General features: G+C 68.2%; 19 protein-coding genes. 6 read left to right on the top strand and 13 right to left on the bottom strand.

From position 1 onward, the window contains the following. Positions 1 to 86: 86 nt before the first annotated feature. From atzF to CLM73_RS22270, 3 genes are read left to right on the top strand one after another with little or no spacing between them, the layout of a single operon-like run. Positions 87 to 1919: an allophanate hydrolase gene (atzF, locus tag CLM73_RS22280; RefSeq protein WP_105240277.1), complete on the top strand. Its 1833-nt coding sequence runs from the start codon at positions 87 to 89 to the stop codon at positions 1917 to 1919. A gap of 50 nt (positions 1920 to 1969) precedes the next feature. Beyond that, positions 1970 to 5608, top strand: coding sequence for an urea carboxylase (gene uca, locus CLM73_RS22275; RefSeq protein WP_105240276.1), 3639 nt, complete (start codon positions 1970 to 1972; stop codon positions 5606 to 5608). Beyond that, positions 5605 to 6333 (top strand): GntR family transcriptional regulator, encoded by a 729-nt coding sequence (locus CLM73_RS22270; protein ID WP_082579083.1) that lies wholly within the window; start codon positions 5605 to 5607, stop codon positions 6331 to 6333. The genes uca and CLM73_RS22270 overlap by 4 nt, the downstream gene beginning before the upstream one ends. Before the next feature lie 15 nt (positions 6334 to 6348). Here CLM73_RS22270 and CLM73_RS22265 read toward each other — a convergent pair whose 3' ends face one another. The 12 genes from CLM73_RS22265 to CLM73_RS22210 form a co-directional block, all read right to left on the bottom strand. After that, a complete protein-coding gene (locus tag CLM73_RS22265; protein WP_105240275.1) occupies positions 6349 to 7164 on the bottom strand; it encodes an anti-sigma factor family protein in 816 nt (271 codons plus the stop codon). After that, positions 7161 to 7691, bottom strand: a complete 531-nt coding sequence (locus tag CLM73_RS22260) for an RNA polymerase sigma factor (RefSeq protein WP_105240274.1) — start codon at positions 7689 to 7691, stop codon at positions 7161 to 7163. The genes CLM73_RS22265 and CLM73_RS22260 overlap by 4 nt, the downstream gene beginning before the upstream one ends. 24 nt (positions 7692 to 7715) lie before the next feature. Further along, positions 7716 to 8084 (bottom strand): hypothetical protein, encoded by a 369-nt coding sequence (locus CLM73_RS22255; RefSeq protein WP_056571815.1) that lies wholly within the window; start codon positions 8082 to 8084, stop codon positions 7716 to 7718. A 101-nt stretch (positions 8085 to 8185) separates the two neighbouring features. Beyond that, positions 8186 to 8650 carry a GNAT family N-acetyltransferase gene (locus tag CLM73_RS22250; RefSeq protein ID WP_105240273.1) on the bottom strand — a complete coding sequence of 155 codons (465 nt, stop codon included), beginning with the start codon at positions 8648 to 8650 and terminating at the stop codon, positions 8186 to 8188. 95 nt (positions 8651 to 8745) lie between these two features. Further along, on the bottom strand, positions 8746 to 10122 hold the full coding sequence (locus tag CLM73_RS22245) for a DUF1501 domain-containing protein (RefSeq protein WP_105240272.1): 1377 nt from the start codon (positions 10120 to 10122) through the stop codon (positions 8746 to 8748). After that, positions 10119 to 11669, bottom strand: a complete 1551-nt coding sequence (locus CLM73_RS22240) for a DUF1800 domain-containing protein (protein ID WP_105240271.1) — start codon at positions 11667 to 11669, stop codon at positions 10119 to 10121. Before CLM73_RS22240 ends, CLM73_RS22245 begins: the two co-directional genes overlap by 4 nt. Before the next feature lie 144 nt (positions 11670 to 11813). Then, on the bottom strand, positions 11814 to 12518 hold the full coding sequence (locus CLM73_RS22235; RefSeq protein ID WP_105240270.1) for an SDR family oxidoreductase: 705 nt from the start codon (positions 12516 to 12518) through the stop codon (positions 11814 to 11816). An 84-nt stretch (positions 12519 to 12602) separates the two neighbouring features. Then, positions 12603 to 13919, bottom strand: a complete 1317-nt coding sequence (locus tag CLM73_RS22230) for a PQQ-dependent sugar dehydrogenase (protein WP_105241663.1) — start codon at positions 13917 to 13919, stop codon at positions 12603 to 12605. A gap of 9 nt (positions 13920 to 13928) precedes the next feature. Next, positions 13929 to 14357 (bottom strand): universal stress protein, encoded by a 429-nt coding sequence (locus CLM73_RS22225; RefSeq protein WP_105240269.1) that lies wholly within the window; start codon positions 14355 to 14357, stop codon positions 13929 to 13931. 9 nt (positions 14358 to 14366) lie between these two features. Further along, positions 14367 to 14792, bottom strand: a complete 426-nt coding sequence (locus tag CLM73_RS22220; RefSeq protein WP_056571794.1) for a universal stress protein — start codon at positions 14790 to 14792, stop codon at positions 14367 to 14369. 87 nt (positions 14793 to 14879) lie between these two features. Further along, entirely contained in the window at positions 14880 to 15698 is an 819-nt protein-coding gene (gene murI / locus CLM73_RS22215) for a glutamate racemase (RefSeq protein WP_105240268.1), read from the bottom strand. A gap of 71 nt (positions 15699 to 15769) precedes the next feature. After that, entirely contained in the window at positions 15770 to 16699 is a 930-nt protein-coding gene (locus CLM73_RS22210) for a LysR family transcriptional regulator (RefSeq protein ID WP_105240267.1), read from the bottom strand. A 138-nt stretch (positions 16700 to 16837) separates the two neighbouring features. On the opposite strand from CLM73_RS22210, the gene CLM73_RS22205 reads away from it, so the two are divergent. The 3 genes from CLM73_RS22205 to CLM73_RS22195 all read left to right on the top strand — a co-directional run bounded on the left by CLM73_RS22205 (position 16838) and on the right by CLM73_RS22195 (position 18756). After that, the gene (locus tag CLM73_RS22205) at positions 16838 to 17413 is read left to right on the top strand and encodes a chromate transporter (protein WP_105240266.1); all 576 of its coding nucleotides are present in this window, start codon (positions 16838 to 16840) and stop codon (positions 17411 to 17413) included. Further along, positions 17410 to 17934: a chromate transporter gene (locus CLM73_RS22200; protein WP_105240265.1), complete on the top strand. Its 525-nt coding sequence runs from the start codon at positions 17410 to 17412 to the stop codon at positions 17932 to 17934. The genes CLM73_RS22205 and CLM73_RS22200 overlap by 4 nt, the downstream gene beginning before the upstream one ends. A gap of 69 nt (positions 17935 to 18003) precedes the next feature. After that, the gene (locus CLM73_RS22195) at positions 18004 to 18756 is read left to right on the top strand and encodes a DUF1345 domain-containing protein (protein ID WP_105240264.1); all 753 of its coding nucleotides are present in this window, start codon (positions 18004 to 18006) and stop codon (positions 18754 to 18756) included. A gap of 32 nt (positions 18757 to 18788) precedes the next feature. Here the strand turns inward: CLM73_RS22195 and CLM73_RS22190 are convergent, their stop codons facing one another. After that, positions 18789 to 19547, bottom strand: coding sequence for an SDR family oxidoreductase (locus CLM73_RS22190; protein ID WP_105240263.1), 759 nt, complete (start codon positions 19545 to 19547; stop codon positions 18789 to 18791). Between the last annotated feature and the right edge of the window lie 125 nt (positions 19548 to 19672).

Genomic DNA, 19672 nt, shown 5'->3' with positions numbered 1-19672 from the left:
GCGTCAGAGGGAAAGCGGCGTACGCGGCCAACATGGCACGCACTTTGCTTGGGAATCCGTACTTGTATACAAGAAAGGATTCCAGCATGAATGCCGCAGCAACGCAGAAGCACCCCGCCGGTTGGACGATCGCGCAATGGCAGGCCGCCTACCGTGATGGTGCGCAGCCTGAAGGCTTGTTGGCCGGCTACGTGGCCGCGCCGGACGACGCCGAGGACAACGCCTGGATACGTCGCGTGGACCGCGTGCAGCTCGACGAACAGCTCGACGGCCTGCGCCTGCTGCTGGCCGCGGCGGGCGGCGACATCGCGCGCCTGCCGCTGTACGGCGTGCCGTTCGCCATCAAGGACAACATCGATGCGGCGGGCTGGCCCACGACCGCGGCGTGCCCCGAGTTCGCGTACACGGCCGAGGAAGATGCGACCGTCGTGCGGCGTCTGCGCGCGGCCGGCGCCATCCTGATCGGCAAGACCAATCTGGACCAGTTCGCGACTGGCCTGGTGGGCACGCGCTCGCCGCACGGCGCCGTGGCCAACACGTTCGATCGGGCCTACGTCAGCGGCGGTTCCAGCTCCGGCTCCGCGTCGGTGGTTGCGCGCGGCATCGCGGCGTTTTCGCTGGGAACCGATACGGCGGGCTCCGGCCGCGTGCCGGCCGGCTTCAACAATATCGTCGGGCTCAAGCCGACCAAGGGCTGGCTTAGCACCGCGGGCGTGGTGCCCGCGTGCCGCACGCTCGATTGCGTGTCGATCTTTGCGCTGACGGTGGATGACGCCGACAAGGTGGCGCAGGTGGCAGGCGGCTTTGACGACGCCGATCCGTATTCGCGTCCCATGCCGGCGGGCGCGGCGCTGCCGTGGCCGAAGGCGCCGCGTCTGGCCGTGCCCGCGTCGCTGGAGTTCTTTGGCGATGCGCAGGCCGCCGCCGTGTTTGACGACGCAGTGCGCGCGCTGCGTGCCGAGGGCGCCCAGGTTGAAACGATCGACTTCGCCCCGTTCAGCGAACTGGCCGCGCTGCTGTATCAAGGCCCGTGGGTCGCCGAACGTTTTGCGGCCGTGGAAGCGTTGTGGAACGAGAACCCCGGCGCCATCAATCCGGTGGTGCGCGGCATTGTCGAACAGGCCGCGAACTACAGCGCACTGGACGCGTTCAAGGCCGAGTACCGGCGCGCCGAACTCACCCGCCAGATCCATCGTGCGCTGGAAGGCTTTGACGCGCTGGTCGTGCCGACCTCGCCGTCCATCTACACCATCGCCCAGCTTGAGGCGGACCCGGTGACGCTCAATTCCCGCCTCGGTGTCTACACCAACTTCGCCAATCTGGCCGATCTGTCCGCGCTGGCGGTGCCGGCCGGCATGCGCGCCGATGGGCTGCCGTCCGGCATCACGCTGATCGGCCTGGCGTGGCAGGACCGCGCGCTCGCGCAGTTTGGCAAGCAATGGCAGGCGCGGCGGGGGCTGCCTTTGGGCGCGACGGGCATGCCGCTGCCCGCGCTGGCGACGGAGGGCGCGCCGTCCGCCGACACGGTGCGCGTCGCCGTCGTGGGCGCGCATCTGACCGGCATGCCGCTCAACCATCAACTGACGTCGCGCCACGCGGTGTTTGTCGAGAAGACGGCGACGGCGGGCGACTACCGGCTCTTCGCGCTGGCCAACACCACGCCGCCCAAACCCGGGCTGGTGAAGATGGAAAGCGGGGCCGCCATCGAGGTCGAGCTGTGGGATGTGCCGGTGACGGCCTTCGGCGGGTTCGTGGCCGAGATTCCCGCGCCGCTGGGCATCGGCACGCTGGAGCTGGCCGACGGCCGGCTGGTCAAGGGCTTCATCTGCGAACCGCGCGGCCTGGACGGCGCGCGCGACATCACCACGTTCGGCGGCTGGCGCGCCTACCTGGCCAGCCTGAACGCCGCCGCCCGCTGACTACCCGCTACCCACCCGATAACCCCGCCCTCACATCAGGGAGTCGCACCGTGTTCGATACCGTTCTGATTGCAAACCGCGGCGAAATCGCCGTCCGCGCCATTCGCACCCTCAAGCGGCTGGGCATCCGCAGCGTGGCCGTCTATTCCGATCCGGACCGCAATGCCGCGCACGTGCGCGAGGCCGATGTGGCCGTGGCGCTGGGCGGCGAGAAGGCGGCCGACAGCTATCTGCGCATGGACCTGCTGCTGGCCGCCGCGCGCGAACATGGCGCGCAGGCGATCTACCCCGGCTATGGCTTTCTGTCGGAAAGCGCCGAGTTCGCCGACGCCTGCGAGGCGGCAGGCATCGCCTTTGTCGGCCCCACGCCGCTTCAGATCCGCGAATTCGGCCTGAAGCATCGCTCGCGCGAGCTGGCTGCCGAGGCTGGCGTGCCGATGACGCCCGGCACCGGACTCCTGTCCAGCCTGGGCGAGGCGCTGTCGCAGGCCGAGCGCATCGGCTATCCGGTGATGCTCAAGAGCACGGCGGGCGGCGGCGGCATTGGTCTCTCGCGCTGCGAGAACGAGGCGGAGCTGACCGTGGCGTTCGACAGCGTGCAGCGCATGGGCGAGCACTTCTTTCGCGATGGCGGGGCGTTCATCGAACGCTATGTGGACAACGCGCGGCATGTCGAGGTGCAGATCTTCGGCGACGGTGCGGGCCGTGTGCTGGCGCTGGGCGAACGCGACTGCTCGGTGCAGCGCCGCAACCAGAAGGTGATCGAGGAAACCCCGGCGCCGCAGCTGCCGGCCGCCACGCGCGCCGCGCTGCTGGAGGCCGCCGTCAAGCTGGGCGAATCGGTGAACTATCGTTCCGCCGGCACGGTGGAGTTCATCTACGATCCGGCGCGCGACAGCTTCTATTTCCTGGAGGTGAACACGCGCCTGCAGGTCGAGCATCCGGTGACCGAGGCTGTCACCGGTCTGGATCTGGTGGAATGCATGCTGCGTGTGGCGGCAGGCGAGCCGCTGGATTTCGCGGCGATGTCGCGCGCGCCGCACGGCGCGTCGATCGAAGTGCGTTTGTACGCGGAGGATCCGCTGCGCCAGTTCCAGCCGTCGCCGGGCGTGTTGACCGAGGTGTCCTTCCCGGAAGGCGTGCGCGTGGACGGCTGGGTCGAGACCGGCACGGAGGTGCCCGCGTTTTACGACCCGATGCTGGCCAAGCTGATCGTGCATGCGGACACGCGCCAGGCCGCGCTGGACAAGCTGGCCGACGCGCTGGCGCGCACGCGGCTGCACGGCATTGCGACCAACCTGGATTACCTGCGCCAGATCGTGGCCGACGCGCGCTTTCGCGCGGGGCATCTGTCCACGCGCTTTCTGGAAAGCTTTACGTACCGCCCCGCGGCGATCGAGGTCGTGGAAGCCGGCACCTACACCAGCGTGCAGGATTATCCCGGCCGCGCGGGCTACTGGGACATCGGCGTGCCGCCGTCCGGTCCCATGGACGACTACGCGTTTCGTGTCGCCAACCGCATTGTCGGCAACGCGCCGGACGCGGCCGGCATCGAGACCACGCTGGTCGGGCCCACGCTGCGCTTTCACGGCGACGCGGTTGTGGCGTTGACGGGCGCCTCGTGCGCGGCCACGCTGGACGGTGAACCGGTGCCGATGTGGCAGCCGATCTTCGTGACGTCGGGGCAGGTGCTGGCCACCGGCCGTGCGCTGTCCGGCTGCCGCAGCTATCTGGCGGTGCGCAACGGCCTGGACGTGCCGCTGTATCTGGGCAGCCGCTCCACGTTTGCGCTGGGCCAGTTCGGCGGCCATGCCGGCCGCACGCTGCGCGTGGGCGACATGCTGCCCGTGATCCGCCCCGAGCTGGCGGGCGCCACCGCCGCGCCGCCCGAGACGCTGCCGCAGGCCGCGCCCGCGGCGCTGATCCCGGAGTACGGCAGCACCTGGGAGATCGGTGTGCTGTACGGTCCGCACGGCGCGCCGGACTTCTTTCAGCCGGAAGCCATCGACGCGTTCTTCGCGGCCGACTGGGAGGTGCACTACAACTCCAACCGCCTGGGCGTGCGCCTGATCGGACCCAAGCCCACCTGGGCGCGCGAGAACGGCGGCGAGGCGGGCCTGCACCCGTCCAACATCCACGATTGCGAGTACGCGATCGGCAGCATCAACTTTACGGGCGACAGTCCCGTGATCCTGACGCGCGACGGCCCCAGCCTGGGCGGCTTCGTGTGCCCGGTCACGATTGCCCGCGCCGAACTGTGGAAGGTGGGGCAGGTCAAGCCCGGCGACCGAATCCGCTTCGTGCGCATCGACTACCCGCAGGCCGTGGCGCTGGAGGCCGCGCAGGACCGCCGCATTGCCGATCTGGCGCCGGCGGTTCCCGCTGCGACCGAACCGGCGCCGGTGCCCGCGACCGTCTCCGAGACCATCGTGGCCGCGCTGCCCGCCGAAGGATCGCGCCCGTCGGTGTCGTACCGGCAGGCGGGCGACGGCTACCTGCTGCTGGAATACGGCGACAACGTGCTGGACCTGGCGCTGCGCATGCGCATCCACCTGCTGATGGAAGCGTTGAACGCCAACCCCGTGGCCGGCGTGCTGGAGCTGTCGCCCGGCGTGCGCTCGCTGCAGATCCGCTACGACAGCCGCGTGATCCTGCAAGGCGCGCTCATCGCCAAGCTGCTGAAGATCGAGGAAGGGCTGGCCGACGTCGCCACGCTGAAGGTGCCCACGCGCGTCGTGTACCTGCCCATGGCCTTCGAGGACAGCGCCACGCTGGGCGCGGTGCAGCGCTATCAGGAGACCGTGCGCGCCAGCGCGCCCTGGCTGCCGAACAACGTGGACTTCATCCAGCGCATCAACGGCCTGGATTCGCGCGACGAGGTGCGCCGCATCGTCTTTGACGCCAGCTATCTCATCATGGGCCTGGGCGACGTATATCTGGGCGCGCCATGCGCGGTGCCGATCGATCCGCGCCATCGCCTGCTGACGTCCAAGTACAACCCGGCGCGCACCTACACCGCCGAAGGCACGGTGGGCATCGGCGGCGTCTACATGTGCATCTACGGCATGGATTCGCCCGGCGGCTATCAACTGGTCGGCCGCACGCTGCCCATCTGGAACAAGTTTCTGAAGAACCCCGTGTTCCAGGACGGCAAGCCCTGGCTGCTGCGCTTTTTCGATCAGGTGCGGTTCTATCCCGTCACCGAGGCGGAACTGGACGTGCTGCGCGAAGACTTCCGCGAAGGCCGCGCCACGGTCCGCATCGAAGAAGAGATGTTCGACTTCGCCGCGCATCAGCGCTTTGTGGCCGAGCAGGCGGACAGCATTGCCGCGTTCCAGGCGCGCCAGAAGACGGCCTTCGATGCCGAGGTGGCGCTGTGGAAGAACGAGGACGTGGCGTTGGAGGCGCCCGCCGCGCAGCCCGAGGCCGAGACCGTGCTGCGCGACGGCGAACGTCTGGTCAGCGCCGACATGTGCGGCAACATCTGGAAGATCCCGGTCCAGGTGGGGCAGAGCGTGTCGGCTGGCGACACGCTGGTGGTGGTCGAGGCCATGAAGATGGAGTTGTCCGTCATCGCGCCGGCCTCGGGCACCGTGTCCGCCATCCGCTGCGTGCCCGGCAAGCCCGTCAACGCGGGCGATCCGCTCGTGGTGATCACCGAAGACGCCACGTGCGTCGTGACCGGATGATGCGGCTGGAAGCCGTCCAGGCGGGGCCGGCCATCCGCCCGTCGCCGGCGCTGGCCGGCTCGCTGGCCGATCAGGTCTACCAGCGCATCAAGGACGACCTGTTCGGCTTCCGGATGTTGCCCGGCGAACGCTTCACCGAGGCCGATCTGGTGGCGCGGCTGGGTGTAAGCCGCACGCCGGTGCGGCTGGGCCTGGCGCGGCTGGAACGCGAAGGGTTCGTGCTGGCGCGGCCGCGCAGCGGCTGGCAGGTGCGGCCCTTCGATTTCGAGCGCTTCGAGGCGCTGTACGACGTGCGCGTGGTGCTGGAGCTGGCGGCGGTGGACAAGCTGTGCGCGCGGCAGGACATGGATCAGGCCGGGATGCTGGGCGCGCTGACCGACGTGTGGCTGGTGCCGCCTTCGCAGCGCATTCTGGACGGCCGGCTGGTGGGGCAACTGGACGAGGCGTTTCATTGCGCGCTGGTGGCCGCGGCCGGCAATCCCGAGATGGCGCAGATCCACCGCGACGTGACGGAGAAGATCCGGATCGTGCGGCGGCTGGATTTCACCAAGGACTTCCGTGTGGATGCCACCTATGACGAACACGCGGCCATCCTGCGCGCGGTGCTGGCGCGCCGCACCGATGAGGCCGCGCGCCTGCTGCGGTCCCATATCGACATGAGCAAGGCCGAGGTGCGCAAGATCACGCTGCACATGCTGCACGAGGCGCGGGCGCGCGCCGGGTGAAAGCCAGGCCCCGTCTCAGCCCTGAAGCTGCCGATAGACTTCCTGCGACACGCGCTGCAGCTCATCACGGCTGACGGCGCCCGACAGCGCGTAGCCGAACTCGCCCTCGACCCAATAGAACACCCGCACCGGCCCTTCCTGCGTGAACTGGAAGGCGGTCTGCCCGCCCGCCGCTTCCCGCGTCACATACAACGTCAGGCGCTGGCCGTCGGCCGCGCCGTACATGAATTGCGCGACGGGGCCCGCGCCGCCGGGCAAGAGGCGGCCGCCGATCAGCTCGTAACCTGTTTTCGACAACGATGGCGCGCGCATCGGCGCGCCCATGCGCTTGGTCAGCCACGTCACCAACGCCTTCTCGTTGTCGCCGCTGACCTCCACGGGCCGGCCCATGTCGGGCGCAAAGACGGCATGGGCGATGGCGGCGCGCTGGGCATAGCCGCCCGCCGCGCGCTCGGGGCTGGCGGTGGCCAGCGCGGCTTGCAGATGGCGCGCGTCGACGGCGCCGCGCGCGAACCAGGCCAGGCTTGCGCTGACCGCGGCTATCGCCACGCTGGCCGCCATCGCGCGCCACGGCCACGTTCTTGCAGGGGCGCGCAGCGGCAGGCGAAGCGGCAAGGGTTCGTCCAGCACGGGATCCAGCAAGGCATGCAGCGCGCGCCGCTGCGCCTGCCAGTCGTCTACGCGGTTCTGGTCCTGCGGATGCGCGGCCAGAAAGGCGGCCACCTCGGCATGACGCGCGGGCGAAAGCTGGCCGTCCGCGTAGCCGTGCAGATCGGCTTCGGTGATCGGCGTGCCTGCGGCGGGAACCGGATGAAGGCGTTTGTCGGTCATGGCATTTCACGCGGGGTGGGAACAGGCCGCAGACGCGGCGCGGCATCGCGGCCCCGCATCAGCGCGCCGAGCTTCTCGCGGGCGCGCGACAGGCGCGACATGACGGTGCCGATGGGCACCGCCAGGATGCGGGCGGCCTCCTGGTAGGAAAGGTCTTCGACGGCGATCAGCAAGAGGACCTCGCGCTGCTCGGCCGGCAGGGCCTGCAGGCAGCGGTCCAGGTCGCGCACTTCAAGCTGATCGGTCTGGGTGGCGCGCACCGGCGCATCGGGCAGGTCGCCCGGCGCCGTCTGGTCGGTGCGCCGGCTGGCGGCGCGCACGCCGTCAATGAAATGGTTGTGCATGATGCCGAACATCCAGGCACGCAGTTCGCCGCGCCGCTGCCAGCGAGAGTAGCGGCTCCATGCGCGCTCCAGCGTGTCCTGCACCAGGTCGTCGGCCCGGTCGGGGTCGCCCGTCAGCCCGCGCGCGTAACGCCGCAGGCTGGGGATGCAGGCCAGGATCTGGGCTTCGTCTTCAGCGCGCATGGTCTGATCGGGCGGGTGTCCGGATCAGGGTTTGACGACGTGCCAGATTTCCTTGAAGTTGTCGCCGGTCTTGTCGCCCGGCTTGGTGTCCTTGGCGAACAGGTACAGCGGCTTGTTCTTGTAGGCCCATTGCTTGCTGCCGTCGGGGCGGGTGATGACCGTCAGGTCGCCCATCGGCTTGGCGTCGCCGGCGGCCATGGCGGGCGGCCAGGCCTTCGCGCAAGCGTCGACGCAGACGCTCTTGCCCGCGGAGTCCTTGTCGAAGGTGTACAGCGTCATGCCGGCGTTATCGACCAGGATGCCGTTCTGGGTCTTGACGGCCTGGGCATGGGCGCCGGCCGAGAACAGGGCGGCGCAGGCGAGAGCCAGGGCCGCGGCGGTGTGTTTGCGCATGGTGTGCCTCGTAGAAGGGAAGGATTGGGGGACTGCCCTCTACGGACGCCGGCCGGGGCCGCTTTATTCCAGCGGTCCGGAAAAAAGCTGCCGCGAAGGGGTCAAGCGCCCGGCCGGACCGCGCCGGGGTCATACCGCATTTCATGCTCCAGCTCGGTCTCCTTCACGGAAGTGAACCCCAGCGCCTCGTACAGCCGCCGGGCGGGATTGCCTTTCAGGACGCTCAGGGTGACGGGCGCACCTTCCTTGTCCGCCCGGTCCAGCACCTTGGCCAGCAGCCGGCGGCCCAGGCCCTGGCCCTGGTAATCCGGATCGATCTGAATCTGCACGATGCGCCAGCCGGCTGGATCACGGTAATGCTTGAACAGCCCGGCGGGCCGGCCGGCCAGCCAGACGATCTGGGCGTCGTCGAAGTGGTAATGGATGCGCGCCAGGTGATGGTCATCGTCATGCGGCGCGCCCGCGCGTTGCAGATGGGCGGTCATCGTGCGCTTGCGCAGGGACAGCAGAAACGGCACGTCTTCTTCGGTGGCGGGCTGCAACGCCAGATCGGGGGTGAGGCTCATGTTGCGGTGCGATGGGAAGGGGGGAACGCCAGCGCCGCCGGATGGCGGGCGGGTTGCCTGACGTTATAGATCGGATGGAGGGTGGGCGCCAGTGCCTAACCCTTCAACATCCCCAACGGCTCCGGCCCAAAATGCCGCAGATTCGGAAACACCGTCCGCAGATCGTCCCGGCTGGCGCCGAACCACGCGCCCAGGTCCGCGCCCAACTGATCCACCGACGTGGTGGGCAGCAGCCGGCCGTTGTCCACGAAGCCCGGCCCGTTCAGCGCGATTTCCGGGTGGGCGCCGTAGCAGCGGCCGCCGTTGACCGCGCCGCCCAGCACGAAGTGGTGCGAACCCCAGCCGTGATCCGAGCCGTTGCCGTTTGAACCCAGCGTGCGGCCGAACTCGGAGGCCGTGAAGGTGGTGACCTGATCCGCCACGCCCAGTTCCGACAGGGCCTTCTGAAACGCGGCCAACGCCTGGCCCATTTCCTTGAGCAACGCCGGGTGCGCGTCGTTTAGCCCCGTGTGGTTGTCATAGCCGTTCTGCGACACGAAAAACACCTGACGCCGCGCGCCCAGCGTGTCGCGGGCGGCGATGATGCGCGCGACGATCCGCAACTGCTGCGCGAGCGGCGTCGAAAAATCCCCCGGCACCGCGACATCCGCCAAGGCGGCCCGCAGCCGCGTGTCGGCCGAAATGGATTGCGCGGCGATGCGCGACATCTCGCGTTCCATCAGGTGTTCGCGCGGCTCGGTGATCAGGTCGCGCAGCAGCGCGGTGCAGGCGCTGGAACCGTACATGTCGCGATGCAGCAGGTCGATCTGCGTCGAGCCGTTGATGCCCACCCGATAGCCCGCCACCTTGCGCCCGGCCAGCAGCACCGTGCTGCCACCCGCCGTGATGCCGGTAAACGTGCGCTGCGCGTTGGCGCCCGCGAACAGATCCGTCAGGCGGCCCGCCCAGCCCGACGACGCGCCCTCCGGCGCCAGCGCCTGCCAGACCGATTGCTGGTCGTTGTGCGAGAACAGCTTGGGCGGCAGGGGCACGCGCGCGCCGATGTATTCGGCCTTGGTCGTGGGGACGATCAGCGGTCCCACGTTAAGCAGGGCCGCCATGTCGCCGCGTTCGTATAGCGGCGCCAGCGGCGCCAGCGCGGGGGCCAGGGCGAACTGCATGCCGCCCTGCGTGTCCGCCTTGCCGCGCAGCAGGGTGGTGCGCAACGCATCTCGGGGCAGGGCGATGTCGCTGCGGGCCGTGGAATACGCGCGGTACGACGACGGATCGTACGGAACCAGCGTGTTGTAGGGATCGTTGCCGCCGTATAGGAAAACGCACACCAGCGCCTTGTACGAGGGCGGGGCGGATTGCGCGGCGGCGGCGCCGATGGCGGCCAGGTTCAGCGCCAGTGGGGCGGCAGCGCGGGTCGCGCCCAGCGCAAAGGCGCGCAGCAGAAAGGCACGGCGGTCGAGGTCGCGGCGGTCTGTCATTTCTGCACCAGGTATTCGGGCGTGGCGGCCACCAGCATGATGGCGGCGCGAACCCGGTCGCGCGGGCGGTCCGGCGGCAGCGTGGCCACGGCCTTCGCAATGGACGCCGCCGTGCGCGCGCTGAAGGCGTCGCCCGCCAGCAGCAGCACGACGCGCGCCACCAGCGCTTCAGGGTCCTTGGCCAGCGCGATCTCGGGCGTATAGCTCGTCTGCAGGTCCTCCCAGCCGCGGTCCGCGTAGATCGCCAGGAAATTCAGGTAGCCCGCAATGCTGGTCTCGTCCGTGATCTGCAGTTCCGGTGCGACCAGATGGCGGCGGGCCAGTTCGGTGACCGGCGGCACGTAGCGCGGCCGGAAGAAGTTGAACACCGTGGCCGACCGCATCGGACTCTGTGCCAGCCGGATCGTGTTGTCCGTCGTGTCCGGCATGGCCCATTCGCCATTGGTGGAGGTGGCCCCGAACGCGCGGGCCCAGCCCGAGAAGCGCAGGATGGGCTCGCGCACCTTGCCCCAATGCGGCGAAGCAAGGTCCGGCTGGCGCGCCTCGGGATCCAGCAGAATGGCGCGCACCACGGCCTTCAGGTTGCCGCGCTGGCCCGTGCCGTCGTCGTCGAACACGGCCGACACGCGGCCCACGTACGCGGGGCTGGGATTGCTGGTGACCATGCGCTGGATGAGCTGCATGCCGATGAAGGGGCCGACGTTGGGATGGGCGCTGATGACCTCCATGGCGCGCTTGAGCGACAGGTGGCCGTCCGTGCCGGGTGGGATGACCGCGCCCAGGAAGCGCTTTTCCGCCATCGAGTGCAACGCGTTGTTCAGCGCCATGGGACGGCGGTGGAACTCCACGTTCGTCTCCGGCCCGTTGATGTCCCAGCCCGTGAAGACTTTGGCCAACCCCTGCACGTCGGCGTTGGTGTAGGTTTCGACGGGGGCGCCGTTGACCATTTTCACCGTGCCGTCCTGCTCCAGCACCAGCAGGCCGATGCTGAACAGCTGCATCACCTCGCGCGCATAGTTTTCGTCGGGGTGGCGGCCCGTCTTGGGATCTTCCTTGCGGTTGCCGCGATAGGTCAGCATGCAGCCCATCGACAGGTTCTGCGTCACGGCGGTAAGCAGGTCCTGGTAGTTGCCTAGCGCGTGCTTGGCCAAGAGATCCATGAAGCCCGCCGCGCCAAAAAGCGGCCACGACGCCGTGATGGACGACACGCCAACGACAAAGATCTCGGACAGCGAAAACGCCACCCGCGTGCGCACCTGGTCGGGCGCGCTGATGAACTTGCGCCACAACGTGGATTCCAGCGGCGCGTTGATGCCGTTGCCCTTGAAGGCTTCGGTGTTCCGGTTCTTTTGCAGCAGCCAGTCGAAGTGCGTCTGCGACGGCGCCATCGCCAGCTGCGCGTCCAGCCACGCCGCGTAGCCGACGCGCACGACGGCGTCGATGTCGGCCGGGGTGGGTCCGAACGTCGCCTGCGCCAGAAAGCGCGAAGCCTGGCCGGGGGTGGGGGAAGCGGACTGCTGCGCAGCCGCTGACGGCGTAGCGGTCATGCGCCGGGCACCTCGTCGAATGCAAAAACCTACGGTACTAAAAGCCCGGCGGGGCCTTCAATACCGTCATTCGGACGAGGGACTAGGCCAAACGCATGAGATCAGCAGGATATGACGCGTCGCGCGGGTGTCATACAGCGCGGGTCACACGGAACGCGTGATGCCGCCGTCGATGCGGATGTTCTGGCCGGTGATGTAGGACGACGCGCTCGACGCCAGGAACGCGATCAGGTCGGCCACCTCTTGCGCCGTGCCGTAGCGGCCCATCGGAATGCGCACGCGGCGGTCTTCCTTTTCGGGCAGGCTGTCGATGAAACCGGGCAGCACGTTGTTCATGCGCACGTTGTGCTGCGCGTATTCGTCGGTGAACACCTTGGTGAAGGCGGCCAGGCCCGCGCGGAACACGCCCGACGTCGGAAACAGCGCTTCCGGTTCGAAGGTGGCGTAGGTGGAAATGTTGACGATGGCGCCGGACTGCTGCTGCTTCATCACCGGCGCGACAAGGCGAGTGATGCGCACGACGTTCAGCAGGTAGAACTCCATGCCCAGGTGCCAGTCGTCGTCGCTGATCTCCAGCAGCGGGCCCTTGGGACCATGGCCGGCGCTGTTGACCACCGCATCGACACGGCCCCACTTCTGCATCGTGGCGTCAACCAGCCGGGTCAGGTCTTCGGTCGAGCGGTTGGACCCGGTGACGCCCAGCCCGCCCAGTTCCTGCGCCAACGCCGCGCCCTTGCCGGACGAGGACAGGATGGCCACGCGGTAGCCGTCCGCCGCCAGCTTGCGCGCCGCCGCCGCACCCATGCCGCTGCCGGCCGCCGTGAGGATCGCCACTTTTTCCGTGCTCATGCTCGCTCCAGTCTGGAATTCGGGAGCGGCCATTGTAGGGGCGGGGGGAGTCCGGCCCAAGGCCTGGGGGAAGGGACCAGGCGTCTATGGGTTGGGCGTCACGCGCCAGATCACATTGCCCACGTCGTCCGCGACCAGCAGGCTGCCCTGCGCGTCGATGGCCACGCCGACCGGGCGGCCTTGCGCCTGGCCGGCGTCGTTGAGAAATCCGGTCAGCACGTCCAGCGCCGGCCCCGCAGGCTGATTCTGCTCGAACGGCACGAAGATCACCTTGTAGCCGCTGCGCGGATCGCGGTTCCATGAGCCGTGCTGGCCGACGAACATGCCGTGGACAAAGGGCGCCGGCAGCTTGGCGCCGCCGGACCACGCCAGGCCCAGCGACGCGGTGTGCGGACCCAACGCATAGTCGGGCACGATGGCCCGCGCCACCAGATCGGGCCGCGGCGGCGTGACGCGCGTATCGACATGCTGGCCGAAATAGCTGTACGGCCAGCCATAGAAGCCGCCGTCGCGCACCGACGTCATGTAGTCGGGCACGAGGTCGCTGCCCAGTTCGTCGCGTTCGTTGACCGCCGTCCACAGCGTCTTGCCGTCCGGCCCCCACGCCATGCCGACCGGGTTGCGCAGCCCCGTGGCAAAGAGGCGCTTTTGCCCGCTGGCCACGTCCAGCTCCCAGATGGCGGCGCGGCCTTCCTCGATGTCCATGCCGTTTTCGCCCACGTTGCTGTTCGATCCAACGGACACGTACAGCCGAGACCCGTCCGGGCTGGCAATGAGGTTCTTGGTCCAGTGATGGTTCAGGCCAGCCGGCAGGTCGGTGACTTTCTCTGCGGGGGCGGTGATGTGCGTCTGCCCCGGCGTAAAGGGAAAGCGCACGACCGCATCGGCGTTCGCGACATAGAGGTGGTCGCCGACGAGCGCCATGCCGAACGGTGAATTCAGATCCTGCAGCAGGATGGTGCGCGTTTCGGCGACGCCGTCGTGGTTGGCATCGCGCAAGAGGGTGATGCGGTTTGCGCTGACGGTCTTGGCGCCGGCCCGCTTCATCACCAGCCCCGTCGCCCATTGTTTGATGCCGCCCGGCGCGTCCTCGGGCTTGGGCGGCGCATTGGTCTCGGCGACCAGCACATCGCCGTTGGGCAGCACGTACAGCCAGCGCGGGTGGTCCAGTCCGCTGGCGTAGGCGGTCACGGCGAGGCCTGCGGCGGGCGTCGGTTGCGCGCCGGCTTGCCAGCCCACGGCCTTGGCGGTGTTCACCGTGGGAATGAGCGTGGTGTTGGGCGGCGGCAGTTGGGGATCCGGACCCATGCCCGCTTCGACAGGCAGCTTGGCGACTTCGCCGCAGGCGCTGAGCAGCGTCAACGCCAGGGCGGCCGCCGGCACGATGCGCAGGGCTTGCATCATGCGCGCCTACTTCACCAGCGTGACCGGCACGGCGGCCAATTGCACGACCTGGTTGGCCACCGACCCGATCAGGATGTTGGTCAGCTTGCCATTGCCGCGCGTGCCCATGACGATGCGCGCGCAGCCGTGGTCCTGTGCATAAGCCGCGATTTCCGCGGGCGCGTTGCCGAAGACCACATGGCTGACGTAGTCCACGCCGGCCGAATCCAGCGACTTGCGCGCCTCTTCTGACGCTTCGCGGCCTTCGCGGGCATAGAAGTCATTGATCATGTCCTGCGTGATCAGGCGCGACACCCCGGCGCGTCCGCGCGGCGGCGTCTGGATGTTGATGAGGTGGATGCGGGCGGATTGCGCGCCCTGCGCGAGGCGGCGGGCGTACACGACGGCGCGGTCTGCGTTGTCGGAGCCGTCGACGGGAACAAGGATATTCAGCATGGCGGCTCCTTACTTGACCAGCGTGACCGGCAGTTCGGTCAGGGACAGCACGCCCGTGGCGACCGACCCCATGAATAGCGCCGACACGGAACCCAGGCCGCGTGTCCCCATGAAGATTTCATTTGCGCCGGTTTCTTCTGCGACGCGCGCGATCGTCTCGGCGGCCGCGCCGGCCTGAATGTGGGTCTCGAACGGCACGCCGGCCTGCGTAAGCAGTGCGCGGGCGGCCTCAACCGCGGCCTCGCCTTCTTCCTGGTGATAGGCGTCGATCTCTTCCTGCGACAGGCCGCTGCCGAACGCGCCGGCCTTCAAGGGGATCTGGACCGTCAGCAGGTCCACGCGTTCGACGGGATCGTAGCGGCGTGCGTCGAGCAGCGCCTTGACCGCGTTCAGCGCGGGTTCCGAACCATCGACGGGAATCAGGATGCGTTTCATGAGCGTCTCCTTGCGGGCCGTAGGGGGGCGTGCGTTCCACTGTATCCCACATTCGCCCCGCCGGCGCCGCCCCGGCGATGCGTCAGATCAAGCGGATGACGTTCCGCGCCAAGCGTCGGGCACCGTGTCCGCCGTCATTGCCGTGCCCAGTAGCTGGCTTGCCAGCCGCGCCAGCGCGGGGGCGTCGCCGGTGGTATGCAAGTGCAGGCTGCCCGAACCGTGTTCAACCAGCATGCCGCGTTCCTGCAGTTGGTGACGCAGCCAGCGCGACACCGGCGCGCCCGTTTCCAGCAGCGGCACGCCGGGGCCGGCCGCGTCCTGGATGGCATCGCGCAAAAAGGGAAAGTGCGTGCAGCCCAGCACCAGCACGTCCGCGCCGGCCTCGCGCAACTCGGCCACCGGCGCGCGCACGGCCTCGGCGGCTTCGGGGCCGGACACCACGCCTTGTTCGACCAGCCGCACCCACTCCGGGCAGGGCCGCAGGAGGATGCGGACCTCGGGCGCCTCGCGCTGCACGAGCGCGGCGAACTTGGGGCTGGCCAGCGTCCCCGTCGTGGCAAAGACGCCCACCACGCCCGAGTGCGTCAGGTGCGCGGCGGGTTTGATGGCCGGTTCGACGCCGATGATGATGAGTTCGGGATGGCGCTTGCGCAGCAACGCGATCGCGGCGGCGGTGGCAGTGTTGCAGGCCACCACCATGGCGCGCGCGCCCTGCGACACGAAATAATCGGCGATGGCGCAGGCGCGGCGCTCGACGAACGCCTGGGTTTTTTCCCCGTAGGGCACATGGGCGGAGTCGGCGACGTAGAGCAGGGGCTCATGGGGCAGCGCGTCGCGGATCGCGCGCAGGACGCTCAGCCCGCCGACGCCGGAGTCGTACACGCCGATGGGGGATTCGGAAAGCATGGAAAGGCGCTGGTCTATGCAGGATGCGGTGGCGGCAAGTGTAGCGCCGGGGCAGGGGTTTATCGGCGGGTTTATCGGCTCTGCGCCGCCGGCGATGCGTCCCGCTGCCGCCGCGCCTCGTCGATCAGCTTGCGCGCGGCACCCGACAGCGGCGCGTCGCGCCAGATCAGGTTCAGCGGCGCGCGTAGCGCCTTCGGATGCGTGACGCTGACGTACACCACGCCTTCGATGTTCACGCGGCGCAGCGACGCCGGCACCAGCGACACGCCCAGCCCCGCGGCAACGAAACTCAGCGTGGAGAGCATGCGCGGCGCTTCCTGCGTGACGCGCGGGCTGAAGCCTTCGGCGCTGCAGGCGGCAATGATCGCGTCGTACAGGCCCGGGCCGCTGTGACGCCGGTACAGGATCAGCGATTCCTCCGCCAGTTCCGACAGCGCGATGCGTTTGCGCGTGCGGCCCTTCACGGTGGGATGGTCTGCCGGAAAGGCCGCCAGCATGGCCTCTTCAAGCACGGTTTCCATCTGCACGCCCGGGTCCGCGTGTGCGCCGCGGATGAAGGCGACGTCGATACGGCCTTCGGCCACCGCCTCGCGCAGTTCCCCCGTGCTGCTTTCTTCCAGCACCAGATGCACGTGTGGCGCGCTTTCGCGGAAGCGCCGGATGACCGACGGCACGAACGGATGAAACGCCGCCGACCCCGTGAACCCCACCGTCAAGCGTCCCGCCTCGCCCTGTGACACACGCCGCACGCCGTCCACGGCCTGGTCCACCATCGCGATGATGTTGCGCGCGTCATCCAGCAGCGCGCGGCCGCTTTCGGTCAGCTCCATGCCGCGCGGCAGGCGGTGGAACAGGGTCACGCCCAGCTCGGCCTCCAGCACCCGGATCTGCTGGCTGAGTGGGGGCTGACGAATGCCCAGGCGGGCGGCGGCCTTGGTCAGGTGGGATTCCTCGGCAACCGCCAGGAAATAACGCAGGAGCCGTAAGTCAACGCTTGCCATATGTGTTCGATATGAGTTTTGAACTTGTCATATATTAGACATTATCTAGCGCGAAGCGTACGCTGCAAGTTCGTTATCCACCTCTGGCGCGGTCCCCCGCCAGCTCCCATCGCCGGCCCTGCGCCGGCCACCAAAAAGATGAACGCAGCACTTCCCCTTGACGAGGCCGGCGTACGGCCTCCCCCCACTTGCGGCCAGTTGTTCTATGGATTCCTCGTGCTGGGCCTGACCGCTTTCGGCGGCGCCTTGCCCCTGGCCCGGCGCATGGTCGTCGAAAAACACCGCTGGCTGACCGGCGCCGAATTCACCGAACTGCTGGGCCTGTGCCAGTTCCTGCCGGGCGGCAACATCATCAACCTGTCCGTCGCCCTGGGCATGAAATTCCGCGGCCCGCGCGGCGCCTTTGCCGCGCTGATGGGCCTGATCCTGGCGCCGTCCATCATCGTCATCATGCTGGGCATGGTCTATGACCGCTTCCAGAACGATCCCGACATCCAGCACCTGTTCGCCGGCCTGGCCGCCGCCGCGGCCGGGTTGCTGATCTCGATGGCGGTGAAGATCGGCCTGCCGGTCATCAAGCGTCGCGACTGGCTGGCCGGCGTGGTCGCCACCGCCTGTTTCATTGCGATCGCCGTCCTGCGCATTCCGCTGCTGCCGACCATGGCGGTCCTGACGCCCCTCAGCATCCTGATGGTGTGGAGGCAACGTCGATGATCCATACCCTTGTTGCGCTCGTCCTGATCTTTACCGAGCTGTCCGTGCTGGCCTTTGGCGGCGGCAATACCATCCTGCCGGAGATGCAGCGCCAGGTCGTGCAAGTGCACGGCTGGATGACGGCCGCCGATTTTTCCGCGCTCTTTGCGCTGGGTCAGGCCGCGCCGGGGCCCAACCTGATGGTCGTGACGCTGGTCGGCTGGCACGTCGCGGGGTTGCCGGGCGTGCTTGCCACGACCATCGCCAAGTTCGGCCCGTCGTCGATCATCACCGTCATCGCGCTGGGCCTGTGGGAAAAGTTCAAGGACCGCCCGTGGCGTGGCGTGATTCAGGCCGGCATCTTCCCGATGACAGTCGGATTGGTGGCCGCCAGCGCCTCGCTTATCACCGAGGCCTCCGTGCACACGTGGCTGCTGGGCGCCATCACGGCCATCGTGGCGATCCTGGCTAGCGTCACCCGGATCCATCCTCTGTGGCTGCTGTTTGCCGGGGCGCTGGCCGGTTTGCTCGGCATCAGTTAGCGTAGGGGCCTCTCGCAAGCCCGGCGCGTGCGATATGCCCGGGGGTCGCGCTGTGGACAGGAGCCCGCCATGCAGCCGCTTAAAGAGGAAAAAGCTTCAGATAAACGCGCCCGGGGCAGCGATGCCCCGGATGACCGTGCCGGGCAGGAGACGCCCGGCGATGCCGGCGCGGCGTCAGACGCCGAACCGCTGCCGTTTTTCGATGCCCATCGCCGGCTGATGTTATGCGCCGGCATGCTGCTCGTCGTCGCGGGCGCGCTGTACGCCGCCGGTCTCCCGCCCAGCCTCGCCATCCTGCTGGGTTTTGACGCCGGGGCGCTGGTCTTCCTGATCCTGACCGTGCGCGTGTTCGGCCGCACCAGCGCCGCTTCCATGCGCCTGCACGCCCGCCAGCACGACGTCGGCCGCACCGGCGTCCTGTGGAGCAGCGTCGCGCTGTCCTGCATGGTGCTGGTCGCGCTGTGGGTCGAGCTGCATGCGCAAAGCCGAGTCGGTGCCCTGGTGGACACGCTGGCCGCCGCCGTGACCATCGTGCTGTCGTGGCTCTACATGAACATGATCTTCGCGCTGCACTACGCCCACGGGTACTACGGCCATAAGAACGCCATGCACAAGGGCCTGGATTTTCCGGGCACGGACGACCCCGACTACTGGGACTTCGCGTATTTCTCGCTGGTGCTGGGCATGACGTTCCAGGTGTCGGACGTGCAGATCGTCAACCGGCGGCTGCGGCGGATGGCGATGACGCATGGCGTCATCGCGTTCTTCTTCAATGTGTTCATCATCGCGATCAGCGTGAACGTGGCGGCGGGGCGGGCGTAGGGAAGGGGCCTGGCGCCGCGCTCCGCATGGCCTCAAACCGGAATCGGTTCGTCCACCAGGCTTTGATTGAACGCGTTCACGAACGCATGCTCGTTCGAGCCGGGGTTGTCGCGCAGATCGCGGATGGCGTCGACCAGCACTTCGGGCGCATCGCTCGCCAGCTTCTGCATCGTCTCGGCGATGAACGCGTCCAGCGGCATGGCGCGCGGATCACCGCTCTTCTTGATGAGGTCCGTGTCGACCCACGGTGGCGCGATCTCCTGCACCGTCACATTGGTGTCGCGCAGCATGAACCGTTGCGACAGCGCGTACGAATGCAGCGCGGCCTTCGACGCCGAGTAAACCGCATTGGTGGCGATCGGCACATAGGCGAGCATCGACGTGTTGTGGATGATCGTTGCGCGCGGTTGCGCCTTCAGATGCTGGATGAGGGCGGACGTGAGGCGGATCGGTCCCAGCAGATTCGTTTCCAGGATCCGCTGCGACACGGCGTCGTCGATCGTGGACGAAGGGTCATCGAACGGCATGATGCCCGCGTTGTTGATCAGCACGTTCAGCGACGGGTACTTGGCGATCAGCGTCTTGGCGACGCGGTCGATATCCTGAGCGTCCGAGATGTCGAGCTGGATGCCTTCGATACCCGGGTGCGCCGTGGCGATCTCGTCCAGCAGCGCCTGCCGGCGGCCGGCAATGATGACCGTGTTGCCCAGGTCGTGAAAAGCCACGGCCAGCGCGCGGCCGATGCCGGAAGTGCCGCCAGTGATGAAGATGGTGTTTTGCGTCAGTTGCATGTCGGTGCCTCGTTGAATGGGTGAGCGGTGTGGTCACTATGAGGCAGTTCGGTTGTGGCTCAAATGTCAATAAAGCGTCGTTTTAGGACATTGGGCAATTAAGTACATTGACGGATGCCCTTCGG

Origin of the sequence: Achromobacter spanius, from assembly GCF_002966795.1 — a bacterium.
In the GTDB taxonomy this organism is placed as follows: Bacteria; Pseudomonadota; Gammaproteobacteria; order Burkholderiales; family Burkholderiaceae_B; genus Achromobacter; species Achromobacter spanius_D.
This window is presented reverse-complemented; position numbering and strand designations above follow the sequence as displayed.

Excerpts from the sequence above, each read along its gene's own strand:
- atzF (WP_105240277.1), top strand. The coding sequence starts at position 87 with ATGAATGCCGCAGCAACGCAGAAGCACCCCGCCGGTTGGACGATCGCG.
- CLM73_RS22270 (WP_082579083.1), top strand. The coding sequence starts at position 5,605 with ATGATGCGGCTGGAAGCCGTCCAGGCGGGGCCGGCCATCCGCCCGTCG.
- CLM73_RS22265 (WP_105240275.1), bottom strand. The coding sequence starts at position 7,164 with ATGACCGACAAACGCCTTCATCCGGTTCCCGCCGCAGGCACGCCGATC.
- CLM73_RS22260 (WP_105240274.1), bottom strand. The coding sequence starts at position 7,691 with ATGCGCGCTGAAGACGAAGCCCAGATCCTGGCCTGCATCCCCAGCCTG.
- CLM73_RS22255 (WP_056571815.1), bottom strand. The coding sequence starts at position 8,084 with ATGCGCAAACACACCGCCGCGGCCCTGGCTCTCGCCTGCGCCGCCCTG.
- CLM73_RS22250 (WP_105240273.1), bottom strand. The coding sequence starts at position 8,650 with ATGAGCCTCACCCCCGATCTGGCGTTGCAGCCCGCCACCGAAGAAGAC.
- CLM73_RS22245 (WP_105240272.1), bottom strand. The coding sequence starts at position 10,122 with ATGACAGACCGCCGCGACCTCGACCGCCGTGCCTTTCTGCTGCGCGCC.
- CLM73_RS22240 (WP_105240271.1), bottom strand. The coding sequence starts at position 11,669 with ATGACCGCTACGCCGTCAGCGGCTGCGCAGCAGTCCGCTTCCCCCACC.
- CLM73_RS22235 (WP_105240270.1), bottom strand. The coding sequence starts at position 12,518 with ATGAGCACGGAAAAAGTGGCGATCCTCACGGCGGCCGGCAGCGGCATG.
- CLM73_RS22230 (WP_105241663.1), bottom strand. The coding sequence starts at position 13,919 with ATGCAAGCCCTGCGCATCGTGCCGGCGGCCGCCCTGGCGTTGACGCTG.
- CLM73_RS22225 (WP_105240269.1), bottom strand. The coding sequence starts at position 14,357 with ATGCTGAATATCCTTGTTCCCGTCGACGGCTCCGACAACGCAGACCGC.
- CLM73_RS22220 (WP_056571794.1), bottom strand. The coding sequence starts at position 14,792 with ATGAAACGCATCCTGATTCCCGTCGATGGTTCGGAACCCGCGCTGAAC.
- murI (WP_105240268.1), bottom strand. The coding sequence starts at position 15,698 with ATGCTTTCCGAATCCCCCATCGGCGTGTACGACTCCGGCGTCGGCGGG.
- CLM73_RS22210 (WP_105240267.1), bottom strand. The coding sequence starts at position 16,699 with ATGGCAAGCGTTGACTTACGGCTCCTGCGTTATTTCCTGGCGGTTGCC.
- CLM73_RS22205 (WP_105240266.1), top strand. The coding sequence starts at position 16,838 with ATGAACGCAGCACTTCCCCTTGACGAGGCCGGCGTACGGCCTCCCCCC.
- CLM73_RS22200 (WP_105240265.1), top strand. The coding sequence starts at position 17,410 with ATGATCCATACCCTTGTTGCGCTCGTCCTGATCTTTACCGAGCTGTCC.
- CLM73_RS22195 (WP_105240264.1), top strand. The coding sequence starts at position 18,004 with ATGCAGCCGCTTAAAGAGGAAAAAGCTTCAGATAAACGCGCCCGGGGC.
- CLM73_RS22190 (WP_105240263.1), bottom strand. The coding sequence starts at position 19,547 with ATGCAACTGACGCAAAACACCATCTTCATCACTGGCGGCACTTCCGGC.